At 70.8% G+C, this 13,960-nt stretch carries 12 protein-coding genes; all 12 read right to left on the bottom strand.

The window, feature by feature from the left end; all coding sequences use genetic code 11:
• Positions 1-43: 43 nt before the first annotated feature.
• Entirely contained in the window at positions 44-2,347 is a 2,304-nt protein-coding gene (locus IEZ08_RS19995) for a RelA/SpoT family protein (RefSeq protein ID WP_373294370.1), read from the bottom strand.
• A gap of 129 nt (positions 2,348-2,476) precedes the next feature.
• Entirely contained in the window at positions 2,477-2,995 is a 519-nt protein-coding gene (locus IEZ08_RS20000) for an adenine phosphoribosyltransferase (RefSeq protein WP_068924228.1), read from the bottom strand.
• A gap of 155 nt (positions 2,996-3,150) precedes the next feature.
• Positions 3,151-4,191 (bottom strand): protein translocase subunit SecF, encoded by a 1,041-nt coding sequence (secF, locus tag IEZ08_RS20005; protein ID WP_068924229.1) that lies wholly within the window; start codon positions 4,189-4,191, stop codon positions 3,151-3,153.
• Positions 4,191-6,020, bottom strand: a complete 1,830-nt coding sequence (gene secD / locus IEZ08_RS20010) for a protein translocase subunit SecD (RefSeq protein ID WP_068924230.1) — start codon at positions 6,018-6,020, stop codon at positions 4,191-4,193. The genes secF and secD overlap by 1 nt, the downstream gene beginning before the upstream one ends.
• Positions 6,021-6,104: 84 nt before the next feature.
• Positions 6,105-6,464 carry a preprotein translocase subunit YajC gene (gene yajC, locus IEZ08_RS20015; protein WP_068924231.1) on the bottom strand — a complete coding sequence of 120 codons (360 nt, stop codon included), beginning with the start codon at positions 6,462-6,464 and terminating at the stop codon, positions 6,105-6,107.
• Between the two features lie 369 nt (positions 6,465-6,833).
• Positions 6,834-7,892, bottom strand: coding sequence for a Holliday junction branch migration DNA helicase RuvB (gene ruvB, locus IEZ08_RS20020; RefSeq protein ID WP_068924232.1), 1,059 nt, complete (start codon positions 7,890-7,892; stop codon positions 6,834-6,836).
• A 20-nt stretch (positions 7,893-7,912) separates the two neighbouring features.
• Complete coding sequence (ruvA, locus tag IEZ08_RS20025) at positions 7,913-8,533, bottom strand: Holliday junction branch migration protein RuvA (RefSeq protein WP_068924233.1); 621 nt, start codon at positions 8,531-8,533, stop codon at positions 7,913-7,915.
• Complete coding sequence (ruvC, locus tag IEZ08_RS20030; RefSeq protein WP_068928908.1) at positions 8,530-9,114, bottom strand: crossover junction endodeoxyribonuclease RuvC; 585 nt, start codon at positions 9,112-9,114, stop codon at positions 8,530-8,532. Before ruvC ends, ruvA begins: the two co-directional genes overlap by 4 nt.
• Positions 9,115-9,238: 124 nt before the next feature.
• Positions 9,239-10,516 carry a cation:proton antiporter gene (locus IEZ08_RS20035; RefSeq protein ID WP_068924234.1) on the bottom strand — a complete coding sequence of 426 codons (1,278 nt, stop codon included), beginning with the start codon at positions 10,514-10,516 and terminating at the stop codon, positions 9,239-9,241.
• 228 nt (positions 10,517-10,744) lie between these two features.
• A complete protein-coding gene (locus IEZ08_RS20040; protein WP_068924235.1) occupies positions 10,745-11,497 on the bottom strand; it encodes a YebC/PmpR family DNA-binding transcriptional regulator in 753 nt (250 codons plus the stop codon).
• 3 nt (positions 11,498-11,500) lie between these two features.
• Positions 11,501-12,088, bottom strand: coding sequence for a pyridoxal 5'-phosphate synthase glutaminase subunit PdxT (gene pdxT, locus IEZ08_RS20045; RefSeq protein WP_275424745.1), 588 nt, complete (start codon positions 12,086-12,088; stop codon positions 11,501-11,503).
• Between the two features lie 141 nt (positions 12,089-12,229).
• Positions 12,230-13,912, bottom strand: a complete 1,683-nt coding sequence (locus tag IEZ08_RS20050) for an alkaline phosphatase D family protein (protein ID WP_189242665.1) — start codon at positions 13,910-13,912, stop codon at positions 12,230-12,232.
• Positions 13,913-13,960: the final 48 nt, after the last annotated feature.

Genomic DNA, 13,960 nt, shown 5'->3' on the forward strand with positions numbered 1-13,960 from the left:
GCACACCGATCGCGGGGGTTCTCCCTCGGACGCCGAGGACGCCTCAGCCGCCGGCGCCGCTGACCCGGTAGACGTCGTAGACGCCCTGGACGTTGCGGACGGCCTTCAGGACGTGGCCCAGGTGCTTGGGGTCGCCCATCTCGAAGGTGAACTTGCTGATCGCCACGCGGTCGCGGGACGTGGTCACCGAGGCCGACAGGATGTTCACGTGCTGGTCGGACAGGGTCCGGGTGACGTCGGACAGCAGGCGGGGCCGGTCCAGCGCCTCGACCTGGATGGCGACCAGGAACACCGAGTCGCCGCCGGGAGCCCAGGAGACCTCGACCAGGCGGTCCGGCTCGGAGCGCAGCTGTTCCACGTTGGGGCAGTTGGTCCGGTGCACCGACACGCCGTGCCCGCGGGTGACGAAGCCGACGATGTCGTCTCCGGGGACCGGGGTGCAGCAGCGCGAGAGCCGTACCCAGACGTCCGAGTCGCCGGCGACCACGACGCCCGCGCCGCCACCGCCGCGCGGGCGGCCCTTGAGCTTCGTCGGGACCGCGGTCTCGGCGATGTCCTCCTCGGCGCTCTCCACGCCCCCGAGGGACTGCACGAGCTTCTGCACGACCGCCTGGGCGGCGATGTGGCCCTCTCCGACCGCCGCGTAGAGCGAGGAGACGTCCGGGTAGCGCAGGTCCCTGGCGAGCGCCAGGAGGGACTCTCCGGACATCAGGCGCTGCAGCGGCAGTCCCTGCTTGCGCATCGCCCGGCCGATGGCCTCCTTGCCCGCCTCGATCGCGGTCTCCCTGCGTTCCTTGGAGAACCACTGGCGGATCTTGTTGCGGGCCCGGCCGGACTTGACGAACTTCAGCCAGTCGCGGGACGGCCCGGCGTCCGGCGACTTGGAGGTGAAGATCTCGACGGTGTCGCCGTTGTTGAGCCGGGACTCCAGCGGCACCAGGCGGCCGTTGACCCGGGCCCCGATGCAGCGGTGACCCACCTCGGTGTGGACGGCGTAGGCGAAGTCGACCGGGGTCGCGCCCTCGGGCAGGGCGAGCACCTGGCCGCGCGGGGTGAAGACGTAGACCTCGGAGACCGACAGGTCGAACCGGAGCGACTCCAGGAACTCCCCCGGGTCGGCGGTCTCCTTCTGCCAGTCCAGCAGCTGGCGCAGCCACGCCATGTCGCTGGCGGGCTTCAGCTTGCCCCCGCCCGGACCGGAGGTGGTCATGTCCTCCTTGTACTTCCAGTGCGCCGCGACGCCGTACTCCGCCCTGCGGTGCATGCCGTGGGTGCGGATCTGCAGCTCCACCGGCTTGCCCTCGGGACCGATCACCGTGGTGTGCAGCGACTGGTACATGTTGAACTTGGGCATCGCGATGTAGTCCTTGAACCGGCCGGCCACCGGCTTCCATCGCGCGTGGATCGTTCCGAGGGCGGCGTAGCAGTCGCGGACCGTGTCGACCAGCACCCGGATGCCCACCAGGTCGTAGATGTCGTCGAAGGCGACGTCCCTGGCGATCATCTTCTGGTAGACCGAGTAGTAGTGCTTGGGACGGCCCTTGACCTCGGCGCGGATCTTGGCCTCGCGCAGGTCCGCCGAGACGGTCTCGATGACCTCCTGCAGGAACAGGTCCCGGCGCGGGGCCCGTTTCGACACCATCCGGGCGATCTCGTCGTAGCGCTTGGGGTAGAGCATGGCGAACGCGAGGTCCTCCAGCTCCCACTTGATGGTGTTCATGCCCAGCCGGTGGGCGAGCGGGGCGAAGATCTCCAGCGTCTCGCGGGACTTCTGCTGCCGCTTGTGCTCGGGCAGGTAGCGCATGGTGCGCATGTTGTGCAGCCGGTCGGCGAGCTTGATGACCAGCACCCGGATGTCGCGGGACATCGCGACGACCATCTTGCGCACGGTCTCGGCCTGGGCGGCGTCGCCGAACTTGACCTTGTCGAGCTTGGTGACGCCGTCGACCAGCTGCGCGATGTTGTCGCCGAAGTCCTGCCGCAGCTCGTCCAGGCCGTAGGCGGTGTCCTCGACGGTGTCGTGCAGCAGCGCCGCGCACAGCGTCTCGTCGTCGGTGCCCAGCTCGGCCAGGATCGTCGCGACGGCCAGCGGATGGGTGATGTACGGATCACCGCTCTTGCGCTTCTGATCGCGGTGGTGATAGGCCGCCACATCGTAGGCACGCTCGATCAGCCGCAGGTCGGCCTTCGGATGGGTCGCGCGGACCGTGCGGAAAAGCGGCTCAAGCACCGGGTTCATGGCGCCACCCCATTGCCCCCCAAAGCGGGCGATCCTCCGCCGCACCGCCGGTTTCTCCTCGGTGGCTCCGGACATGGCGGAACCGGCATCGCCTGCCGGGACGGCCATGTCGGGACCGCCACCGGCGGCGGTCACGTCGGGCACGACCACATCACGGGGCACTCAGACTCCTCACGTTCGAGTCCAGATCCCTCAGTGTATCCAGACCTGGTCGGGTGCCGCCCGCCCCGGGGTGGATCAGACGATCACGAGGGAGTGGAGCCCGACTCCGTCGAGCCTCTCCCGCCCCTTCAGGAAGGCCAGTTCCATGAGCACGGCGACGGCGACGACCTCGGCGCCCGCCCTGCGGACCAGCTCCACCGCCGCGCGCGCCGTCCCACCGGTGGCGAGCACGTCATCGACGATCAGAACCCGGTCTCCGGGAGCGAAGGCGTCCCGGTGGACCTCGATGGTGGCGGAGCCGTACTCCAGATCATAGGACGCGTCAAGGGTTTCCGCGGGAAGTTTGCCCTTCTTGCGCATCGGCACGAATCCGGCGCGCGCCCTGTAGGCCGCGGGAGCGGCCAGGATGAACCCGCGGGCCTCGATGCCGACGATCTTGTCGACGGTGTGCAGCCCGGCCAGCTCGTCCGTCACCGCGGCGAACGCCTCGGGGTCGGACAGCAGCGGGGTGATGTCCTTGAACAGGATTCCCGGCTTGGGGTAGTCGGGCACGTCGCGGATCCGGTCCAGGATCAGCCGGCTCAGGTCGCTCATGGTCACATCCCTGGTGGAGCGGTGGGGTCTGCGGGTGGGGTCTGCGGGTGGGGTCTTCGACGAGTCTGCCGGAGGGCGCCGCCCGGCAGGGGACGCCGCCCACGGAAAACGCCTCCGTCCTCCCCTGGGGAGGGCGGAGGCGCAATCATCTCCGGCTACTTCTTCTTGCGCTTGTCGTCCGCGGCCGTGGCCTTGGACGCGCCCGCCGCCACCGTCTGGCGGGCGGCCTTGGCGTTCTCCGTCCGGGCGCCCGTCCCGCCGCCTGTGGCGGCGAGCCGCTCGGCGATCTTCCGGTAGCGCGGCTCGCGCTCCTTCAGCGTCACCAGCAGCGGCGTCGCCACGCACAGCGAGGAGTAGGTACCGACGATCATGCCGACGAACAGCGCCAGCGACAGGTCCTTCAGCGTGCCCGCGCCGAACAGCGTGGTGCCGATGAACAGGATCGCCGCCACCGGCAGGATCGCCACCAGGGTGGTGTTCAGCGACCGGATCAGCGTGTGGTTCAGCGCGTCGTTGGCGGCCTGGGTGTAGGTGACCTTCGAGGTCGTGCCGAGCTTGGCGGTGACCTCCTTGATCATGTCGAACACCACGACCGCGTCGTACAGCGAGTATCCGAGGATCGTCAGGAAGCCCAGCAGGGTCGCCGGGGTGACCTCGAACCCGGACCACGCGTAGACGCCCGCGGTGATCACCAGGTCGTGCACCAGCGCGACGATGGCGGCCAGCGCCATCTTCCACTCGAAGGCCATCGTCAGGTACAGGATGATCGCCAGCATGAAGACGATCAGGCCGATGATGGCCTTGTCGGCGACCTGACCGCCCCAGGAACCGCCGATCACCTGGAGGGTGACGTCACTGCCGAACCTCTTGGTGACCGCGTTCTGCACCGCGGTCACCTCCGCCTCGGGGAGGCTCTCGGTGGTGACCCGCCAGCCGTTGTTGGTCGTCTGGACGATGACCTGGTGCGCGCCCGCCTCCTGGACGGTGCCGCGGACCTGCTCGATGGTGGCCGAGGGCGCCTTGAAGGAGAAGACGGACCCGCCCTTGAACTCCACGCCCAGGTTCAGGCCGTTGACGACCAGACCCGCGATGGAGACCACGAGCAGGAAGGCGGACAGGCCGTACCAGAGCTTCTGGCGTCCGACGAAGTCGACGTTGACCTCGCCCCGGTACAGGCGGCTTACGAGGCCGGCCATCATGCCTCCTGCGAAACGGTCTTGGGGCCGGCGACCGGCTGGACGCTCATGCGCTCGGCGTCCAGACCGGAGAGCGGGTGCCCCTTGGCGAAGAACTTCAGGCGGGCCAGCAGCGCGACGAACGGCTTGGTGAACATGAACACCACGACGAGGTCGATCAGGGTGGTCAGGCCCATCGCGAACGCGAACCCGGCCACGCCGCCGACCGCCAGGAAGTACAGGACCACGGCGGCGATGAACATGACCGCGTCGGCGATCAGGATCGTCCGCCGGGCGCGGACCCAGGCGACCTCGACGGCCGCGCGCAGCGTGCGGCGGCCCTCCTTCATCTCGTCACGGATGCGCTCGAAGTAGACGATGAACGAGTCCGCGGTGATACCGATCGAGACGATGAGGCCGATGATGTGCGGCAGCGAGAGGCGGAAGCCCGCGTAGTGGCCGAGCAGCACCACCGACTGGTACGTCAGGATGGTGGCGACCGCGAGGCTCAGCACCGAGACGAGGCCCAGGCCGCGGTAGTAGAGCATCGAGTAGACGACCACCAGGGCCAGGCCGATCCCGCCGGCGATGAGACCGCCGCGGAGCTGGTCGGCGCCCAGGGTGGAGGAGACCTCGTCGATCGAGCCCTTCTGGAACTTCAGCGGCAGCGCGCCGTACTTGAGCTGGTTGGCCAGCTCGGTGGCGGTCTCCAGGGTGAAGCCGCCGGAGATCTGCGCCCGGCCGCCGGTGATGGGCTCCTGGATGACGGGGGCGGAGATCACCACGCCGTCCAGGACCATGGCGACCTGGGTGCGCGGCTCCTGCGAGTTGAAGGCGGTCGTGGTGACCTTGGTCCACTGCTCGGGCCCCTGGCCCTTGAAGGAGAGCTGGACGAGCCACTCGCCGGTGCTCGGCTCCTGGCCCGCATCGGCGCTGTCGATCGCGGTACCGGTCACGGCGGCCTTGTCGAGGATGTACTTGACGCTGCCGTCGTCGCTGCACCCGGCGAACTGCTTGTTCGGGTCGTCCTGGGCGCCCTGGCCCCGGTCCGCCTTCGAGCAGTCGAGGGCCTGGAACTCCTTGAGCACGGCGTCGTCGATCCCGCCGAGCTCCAGTCCGGCCACCGACGCCTCTTCGGGGGCCGCGGGCGGGGCCGACGGGCTGGCGCTGGCGCTCGGGGCGGCCGAGGGAGTGGCGCCCTTGCCCTGCCGGGCCGCGGTGTTCCCGTTCTGCGTCCCCTCCTGCGTCCCGTTCCGCCCGGCCCGGGCCGACGGGGTCGCGGCCTTCTCCGGCTGGGCCGAGGCGGCGGGGCTCGGATTGGTCAGCGCGGAGGACAGGCCGCGTCCGGCGGGCGAGCCGCTCGGGCCCGGCGCCGCGGTCTCGGACGGCTTCGGCGCGGTCGCGGACGCGGACGGCTTCGGCGCGGGCGTGCCCTGTCCCCCGGTGGCCGTCGGCGAGGCGGAGGGCGTCGGAGCCTGGGTGGCCATCTCGCCCGGGGGCGTGGGGGAACCGGCGCCGATCGCGAGCACCTGGCGGAAACGCAGCTCGGCGGTCGTGCCGACCAGCTTGACGACTTCCTCCTGGCCCACTCCGGGGACGGAGATGACGATGTTGTCACCGGCTATGGCGACCTCGGCGTCGGAGATGCCACTGCCGTTCACCCGGTCACGGATGATGTTCACGGCCAGGTTGAGGCTCTCCTCGGAGGGGTCGCTCCCGTCCGGGGTGATGGGCTGCAGCGTCACTGTCGTGCCGCCGGCGAGGTCGAGGCCATATTCGGGGGTGAGCGCCTTGTTGAGGAACATCACCCCGCCCATGGCGAGGATGAGCGCCAGGAGCAGCAGGAGCATGCGCCCCGGTCTGCTCTGGCCGCTGGTCGGTCGGGCCACTGGTCGTCAGTTCTTTCGGCTATAGGGGATTGGCGGTGAGCCTGGTCAGGACTTCTTGGTCGTGGAGTCCTGGTCGTCGTCCTGCTGCTGGGCGGTCTCCACCGCGTCACCGTCGACGGCCTTCAGGTTGACCTCGGTGTCGTCGACCGGGACCAGCACACGCCCGATGGCGGCCTTGACCCAGCGGGTCTCGACACCGGGAGCGATCTCCAGGATCACGTCGTCGGCGTCGATGGTCACCACGGTTGCGAAAAGCCCGGTCGTGGTCATGACGCGCGTCCCCGGGGTAAGGGAGTTCTGCATCTGGATCTGCTCCTGCTGCCGCTTGCGCTGCGGGCGGATCAGCAGGAAGTAGAACACCACGACCATGAGAGCGATCATGATAAGGCTTGAGTAGTCAGCCATAGGGCCGCTCCTTCACTTGGGAATGACCGGCCTGCCGCCGGACGTCGAACACGGCCACGCCGCTCAGCACGTCAGCCTACACAGCCAGCCAAGCCACGGAGTTTAGGCGAGCTGTTCGGAGCGCGGCAACGAAGTCACGATCTCGTATACAGGGAAGTTCCCGTTTCGGGATGGTTGTCATCGATCCGTGATCGATTCTGTACGGCTCCCGCACGGAATCCTGTACGGCCTCTACCGGGCCTTCCCTCCAAGAAGAACAACCTAAGAGCTGTTTGTCCCGTTCCACGGTACTCCGCAGGGCGGCATCAGGGTTGTTCGTTCCCTCCGCGGGACGGCGTCAGGGTCGTCCATCCCCTCCGCGAGACGGCGTCAGGACCGCTCGTCACCCTCCGCGAGATCGGCGGCGACTCCGGCGCCGAAGGCGTCCGGCGGCGGCGTCAGCCCGAGATGGATCCAGGCGGCGGCGGTCGCGACCCGGCCGCGCGGGGTGCGGGCCAGCAGCCCCTGCCGGACCAGGAACGGCTCGGCGACCACCTCGACCGTCTCGGGCTCCTCTCCCACCGCCACCGCCAGCGTGGACAGGCCGACCGGGCCGCCGCCGAACCTGCGCAGCAGCGCCCCCAGCACCGCCCGGTCCAGCCGGTCCAGTCCCTGGGCGTCGACCTCGTACAGGTTCAGCGCGGCCGAGGCGATGTCCCGGGTGATCACACCGTCCGCCCGGACCTCGGCGAAGTCGCGGACCCGGCGCAGCAGCCGGTTGGCGATCCGGGGCGTGCCCCGGGAGCGCCCGGCGACCTCGCGCGCCGCGTCGTCCGGGAGCTCCAGGCCGAGCAGCCGCGCCGAGCGGTGCAGCACCTGCTCCAGCTCGGCGACCTCGTAGAAGTCCATGTGCGCGACGAAACCGAACCGGTCGCGCAGCGGCGCCGGCAGCAGTCCCGCCCGGGTGGTCGCGCCGACCAGGGTGAACGGGGCGATCTCCAGCGGGATCGCGGTCGCGCCCGGCCCCTTGCCCACCACGATGTCGACCCGGAAGTCCTCCATCGCCAGGTAGAGCATCTCCTCCGCGGGACGGGACATCCGGTGGATCTCGTCGATGAACAGGACCTCCCCCTCCGACAACGTCGAGAGGATCGCGGCCAGGTCACCGGCCCGTTCCAGGGCGGGCCCGGAGGTGATGCGGAGCGGGACGCCCAGCTCGGTCGCGATGATCATCGAGAGCGTCGTCTTGCCGAGCCCCGGCGAGCCGCTCATCAGCACGTGGTCCGGCGGCCGGTTCCGGCGCAGCGCGCCGTGCAGCACCAGCGAGAGCTGCTCGCGCACCCGTGCCTGGCCGATGAACTCGTCCAGCCGTTTGGGCCGCAGCGCCGCCTCGATCAGCCGCTCGTCGCCCGCGGCCTCCGCCGACACGAGATCCCGTTCCGCGCTCATCGGGGGCTCGGCATCCGCGCTCATCGCAGGCTCAGCATCCGCAGCGCCGCCTTCAGCAGCACCGCCACCTGCGGCGTACGGCCCTCCGCCACGTCGGCGTCGGCCTGCGGGCTCACCGCGGCGACGGCCTCGTCGGCGTCCTTGGCCGAGTAGCCCAGCCCGACCAGCCCGGAGTGGACCTGCTCACGCCAGGCGGGCGCGACCGCGCGGCCGTTGAGCGCGGCGTTGACCGCCTCCTCGGGCGCACCCAGCTTGTCCTTGAGATCCACGATGATCCGCTGCGCGCCCTTGGGACCCACGCCGGGGACCCGGGTCAGCGCCTTGACGTCGGCGCTCGCCACGGCCACCCGGAGCGTGTTCGGCGTGTGCACGGCGAGCATGGCCAGCGCCACCTTGGGCCCGACCCCGCTGGCGCCCTGCACCAGCTCGAAGACCCGGCGCTCGTCGTCGTCGGCGAAGCCGTACAGGGTGAGGGAGTCCTCGCGGACCACCAGCGACGTGGCCAGCCGGGCCTCCTCCCCCACCCGCAACGTCGCGAGCGTGGCCGGCGTGCAGTGCACCAGCACGCCGACCCCCCCGACCTCGACGACCGCCCCGTCGGGCGCGATCGCGGTCACCTGTCCCCGCACGGAGGCGATCACTGGGTGTTTCCTCTCGAGTGTCCGGCGCGGCCCCGGCCGCGGAAGTAGGCCGCCGCGGTCGTGCCCGGACCGGCGGTCCTGGCCACCGCCTCGGCCAGGCGGTTCTGCACGCCGCCCCGCCACACGTGGCAGATGGCGAGCGCGAGGGCGTCGGCGGCGTCGGCGGGCTTGGGCATCGCGTCGAGTCGGAGCAGTTTGGTCACCATGGTGCCGACCTGCCGTTTGTCGGCCGTGCCGCTGCCGGTGATCGCGGCCTTGACCTCCGACGGGGTGTGCAGCGCGACGGGCAGCCCCCGCCGCGAGGCGCACAGGATGGCCACGGCCGAGGCCTGCGCGGTGCCCATGACGGTCCTGAGGTTGTGCTGGGCGAAGACCCGCTCCACGGCCACGGCGTCGGGCCTGACCTCGTCGAGCCACTGCTCGATCCCGGCCTCGACGGCCACCAGCCGGGCCCCGATCTCGTCGTCGGCGGAGGTGCGCACGACCCCCACCTTGACCAGGGTCAGCGGCGAGCCGGGCCGTCCTTCCACCGCGCCGAGCCCGCACCGGGTCAGACCCGGGTCGACTCCCATCACCCGCAGCTCGGGCACCCCCACCGGCACGCCTCCCACCCCGCCGAACACCTGTTCGGTGCCCGACTCTACCGCCTGCGGGCGACACGCGCATGGAGCCGTGCGCAAGAAGCCCCGGGGCTCACCGGTGGGCTCACAGGTGCTGGGCGGCGGGCTCACCGTTGGTGCCCTCGGCCGCGCGGACGCGCATCCGGTCCAGCCGGGCCATCACCGGCGTCGCCGTGACGCCGTGCAGGGCCACCGAGGCCAGGATGGTGAACGCCACCACCGCCCACAGCTCCTCTCCCGGCACGCCGAAATCGGCCTGGCCGAGGGCGTAGGCGAGGTAGAACAGCGAGCCGATGCCCCGGATGCCGAAGAAGGCGATCACCCCGCGCTCACGCGGCCCGGCCCGGCCGCCGAGCCCGGCGATCCATCCGGTCAGGGGCCGGATCACCAGCAGCAGGAGCAGGCCCACGGCCGCTCCCCGCCAGGTGAGGGCGGCCAGGCCGCCGGACGCCACGAAACCGCCGAGCAGCAGGATGAGCCAGGCGGTGAGCAGCCGCTCGACCTGCTCGATGAAGCCGTGCAGCACGCCGTTGTAGCCGTGGGTGCGCTCGGCGGCCCGGATGGTGCAGGCGGTCACGAACACCGCGATGAAGCCGTACCCCCGCGCCAGCTCGGTCAGCCCGTACGCCAGGAACGTCGCGGCCAGCGCGACGAAGCCGTCCCGGTGCTCGGCCAGCCTCAGGTCCGGCGTGCGGGCCCGGAAGAACATGCGGCCCAGCAGCCTGCCGATCACCAGGCCGCACAGCACGCCGACGCCGCACTTGTAGAGCAGGTCGACCAGCGCCCACTCCGCGACCCACCCGGAGCCGCCCACCAGGGCCAGTGTGATCGCCGCGTAGACGAGGGGGAAGGCCAGGCCGTCGTTGAGCCCGGCCTCGGAGGTGAGGGTGAAGCGCACCTCGTCGTCGGCCTTCTCCGAGTCGACGGGCTCGCCGACCTGCACGTCGGAGGCGAGCACCGGGTCGGTCGGGGCCAGCACCGCCCCCAGCAGCAGCACCGCGGCGAGCGGCCAGTCCAGCAGGAGCCAGGCCGCCCCGGCGACCGCCGCCACGGTCAGCGGCATCGTCCAGATCAGCAGCCGCCAGGTGGAGGCCCAGCCGCGCCATCCGAAGGGCCTGTTGAGCGCCAGTCCCGCGCCCATCAGCGAGATGAGCACGCAGATCTCGGTGACATGCTCGACCGCCGCCCGGTGCGCTACAAGATCGAGCCGGGGCAGGTCCAGCGGCGAGAGGTAGAGGAGCACGCCGACCACCAGGCAGGCCAGAGGCAGCGAGAAGGCGCGCTTCCTGAGCACCTGCGGGAGGACGGCCGCCAGCAGCGCGCCGACGCCCGCCACGGCAAAGATCAGGTCGGAGTTCCCCATGGTCCCGCGGAGATACCCACGACATCGAGGACAAATCGTCCCGGCACCCGGCGGGCGTACCGCCCGCGATGATCCCGCGTGGTCCCAGGGCGCTCCGCGGTGATCTCACGTGGTCCCAGGGCACCCCGTGGTGATCTCACGGCTCCACACGGCGATTCCCGGAACGCCGCCCGCCCGGCTCCCGGGAGGGCTCTCCTCCCCGGGCCGGGCAGCGGGCGTCACCGCGGGTCAGGCGTCGAGCTTCTCCAGGACCTCGTCCGAGACGTCGGCGTTCGACCAGACGTTCTGCACGTCGTCGCTGTCCTCCAGCGCGTCGATCAGGCGGAAGACCTTGCGGGCCCCCTCCTCGTCGAGCTGGATGTTCATGGTCGGCATGAAGCTGGACTCGGCCGAGTCGTAGTCGATCCCGGCCTCCTGCAGGGCCTTGCGGACCGGGACGAGGTCACCGGCCTCGGAGACGACCTCGTAGGCCTCGCCGAGGTCGTTGACCTCCTCGGCTCCCGCGTCGAGGACGGCCGTCAGCACGTCGTCCTCGGTCAGGTCGCCCTTGGGCACGATCACGACGCCCTTGCGGTTGAACATGTAGGAGACCGAACCGGGGTCGGCCAGGGAGCCGCCGTTGCGGGTCAGCGCGACGCGGACCTCGGAGGCCGCCCGGTTGCGGTTGTCGGTGAGGCACTCGATCAGCACCGCGACGCCGCCGGGGGCGTAGCCCTCGTACATGATGGTCTGCCAGTCGGCGCCGCCGGCCTCCAGGCCGCCGCCGCGCTTGCGGGCGCGCTCGATGTTGTCCAGCGGGACCGAGCTCTTCCTGGCCTTGGTGATGGCGTCGTACAGCGTCGGGTTGCCGTCCGGGTCGGGACCGCCGGTCCGGGCCGCGACCTCGATGTTCTTGATGAGCTTGGCGAACAGCTTGCCGCGCTTGGAGTCGAGCGCGGCCTTCTTGTGCTTGGTCGTCGCCCATTTGGAGTGGCCCGACATCGGCTAAAGCTCCCTAACCATCTCAACGAAGTATGAATGCACGCCGACATCCCCGGTGAGCTCCGGATGGAACGAGGTGGCGAGCAGCGGTCCCTGACGGACCGCGACGATCCTATCTCCAGGTTCGGCCCGTGCCAGCACCTCGACCCCGGAACCGATCGACTGCACCCAGGGTGCGCGGATGAAAACCGCGCGCATCGCGCCGCGCCCGGCGAAGTCGAGGTCGGCCTCGAAGGAGTCGACCTGGCGCCCGAAGGCGTTGCGGCGGACCGTCATGTCGATGCCGCCGACGGTCTCCTGACCCTCGATGCCGCCCTCGATCCGGTCGGCCAGCATGATCATGCCCGCGCAGGATCCGTAGGCCGGCATGCCGTCCTTGATCCGCATCCGGAGCGGTTCGAGCATCTCGAAGGTGTCGGCGAGCTTCCACATCGTGGTGGACTCCCCGCCCGGGATGACCAGCCCGTCGACGGCTTCCAGCTCCGCGGGCCGCCGTACGGCCGCCGCCTTCGCGCCCGCCGTCTCCAGCGCGCGCGCATGCTCGCGCACGTCCCCCTGAAGGGCGAGCACACCGATCGTGAGCACGGTCATCCTTTCGCCTGGCTTGTCGGGTTCGCTTATGAGCGTAGTCCCTGCCGCCCGGTGTGCCGGACACGATCACACCGGGCGTTCCCGCAACGGGACGGGGCGGCGGCCGTACGGCCGCCGCCCCGCGTACCCCGTGCCCGCGCGTCAGGGGCGCCTGGTCTCCAGGTCCACCGTCTCCTGGATCTGGTCCGCCGGCGGCAGCGTCCTGGCCTGGGGGCCGATCGGGCGCAGGTATGTCTGCCGCACCCCCGGCACCCGGTCCTCGATCACGAACGTCGCCTTGGTGTGCACCGCCGCACCCGGCTGGGTGACCTGGGGCAGCACCCTGAAGTCCGCGGTGAGCAGCTCGCGCTCGATCTTCGTGATCACGTAACCGCGCTGGTTGTTGTAGAACTTCAGGTGCGGGTTGATGGTCAGGAACGGGTGGGCCGCCGGATCGGAGTCCCGGCCGTCGCCGCCCGTGCTGATCGAGGAGGTGACCAGCTCCGAGCCGACCGTGCGGGTCGTCGGGTCGTCGTAGTCGAGCTTGAGATCACTGGCCCAGTGGGCGTGCACGTCGCCGGTGAGCACCACCGGGTTGCGCACCCCCGCGTCCACCCAGCCCTGGGTGATGCGCTGCCGCGAGGCGACGTAGCCGTCCCAGGCGTCCTGGCTGGTGATCTTGGCCGGTCCGGCGTTGTTGTCGCGCTGGGCGAAGAAGACCTGCTGGCCGATGATGTCCCACTGCGCCCGCGAGCGGTGGAAGCCCTCGATCAGCCAGCGCTCCTGCTCCTCGCCGGTGATCGAGCGGGCCGGGTCGGCCGCCTCCGGGCAGTCGCGGTAGCCGTCGCCGCAACCCTGGTCGCTGCGGTACTGCCGGGTGTCGAGCATGTGGAAGGCGGCCAGCCGTCCCCACCGGATCCGCCGGTAGAGCTGCAGGTCGATCCCCTTCGGGACCGACCTGCGGCGCAGCGGCATGTTCTCGTAGTAGGCGCGGAAGGCCGCCTCGCGGCGGGTCAGGAAGCCCGGCTGCGGGATCTCCGGCTTCTCCGGCACCTCGTCGGCCCAGTTGTTGTCCAGCTCGTGGTCGTCCCAGACCACCAGCCAGGGCGCGGCGGCGTGGGCGGCCTGCAGGTCGGGGTCGGTCTTGTACTGGGCGTGCCGCTGGCGGTAGTTCGCGAGGGTCTCGGTCTCCGGGCCCTCGTGGTGGCGGACGTTGCCGCCGGGGATCGTGTAGGTGTCGCGCTGGTACTCGTACTGGTAGTCGCCCAGGTGGAGCACCAGATCCGGGTTCTCCTCGGCCAGGCGCCGGTAGGCGGTGAAGTGGCCGTGCTCGTACTGCGCGCAGGAGGCGAAGGCCATCGTCAGGCCGGAGCCGTACGACAGCGGGTGCGGGGCGGTCCTGGCCCGGCCCATGGGCGAGACGTACGCGCCGGCCCGGAAGCGGTACCAGTAGTCGCGGTCGGAGAAGAGCCCGTCGACCTCCACGTGGACGCTGTGGCCCCACTCGGGCGCCGCCGTGGCCACACCGTGCCGCAGGACCGCGCGGCCCCCCTCGTCGGCGTAGACCTGCCAGTGGACCCGGAAGGGCCGGGCGGGCATGCCACCCATGCCGTCCTCGGCCAGCGGCCGGGGCGCCAGGCGGGTCCAGATCACGAACCCGTCGGAGTCGGGGTCGCCCGAGGCCACCCCGAGCGTGAAGGGGTCGGACGTCAGCTCCCGGGAGGTCCGGGAGGCGGCGTGCGCGGCGGGGACACCGGCCACGGCCCCCGCCGCGATACCGGTGACGAGGAACGTTCGGCGGCTGAACTGGGACACGGGGCCTCCTGGATGATCAGGCGCGGGCATCCGTAGCCTCGCGGAGGATCATGACAGGGGGGTGAACTCCACCGGACA

It is taken from the genome of Planobispora rosea (genome assembly GCF_014648175.1).
Classification (GTDB): Bacteria; Actinomycetota; Actinomycetes; order Streptosporangiales; family Streptosporangiaceae; genus Planobispora; species Planobispora rosea.

Coding starts and splice junctions, on each gene's coding strand:
- IEZ08_RS19995 (WP_373294370.1), bottom strand. CDS start 2,347: ATGGCCGTCCCGGCAGGCGATGCCGGTTCCGCCATGTCCGGAGCCACC.
- IEZ08_RS20000 (WP_068924228.1), bottom strand. CDS start 2,995: ATGAGCGACCTGAGCCGGCTGATCCTGGACCGGATCCGCGACGTGCCC.
- secF (WP_068924229.1), bottom strand. CDS start 4,191: ATGGCCGGCCTCGTAAGCCGCCTGTACCGGGGCGAGGTCAACGTCGAC.
- secD (WP_068924230.1), bottom strand. CDS start 6,020: ATGCTCCTGCTGCTCCTGGCGCTCATCCTCGCCATGGGCGGGGTGATG.
- yajC (WP_068924231.1), bottom strand. CDS start 6,464: ATGGCTGACTACTCAAGCCTTATCATGATCGCTCTCATGGTCGTGGTG.
- ruvB (WP_068924232.1), bottom strand. CDS start 7,892: ATGAGCGCGGAACGGGATCTCGTGTCGGCGGAGGCCGCGGGCGACGAG.
- IEZ08_RS20035 (WP_068924234.1), bottom strand. CDS start 10,516: ATGGGGAACTCCGACCTGATCTTTGCCGTGGCGGGCGTCGGCGCGCTG.
- IEZ08_RS20040 (WP_068924235.1), bottom strand. CDS start 11,497: ATGTCGGGCCACTCCAAATGGGCGACGACCAAGCACAAGAAGGCCGCG.
- pdxT (WP_275424745.1), bottom strand. CDS start 12,088: ATGACCGTGCTCACGATCGGTGTGCTCGCCCTTCAGGGGGACGTGCGC.
- IEZ08_RS20050 (WP_189242665.1), bottom strand. CDS start 13,912: ATGCCCGCGCCTGATCATCCAGGAGGCCCCGTGTCCCAGTTCAGCCGC.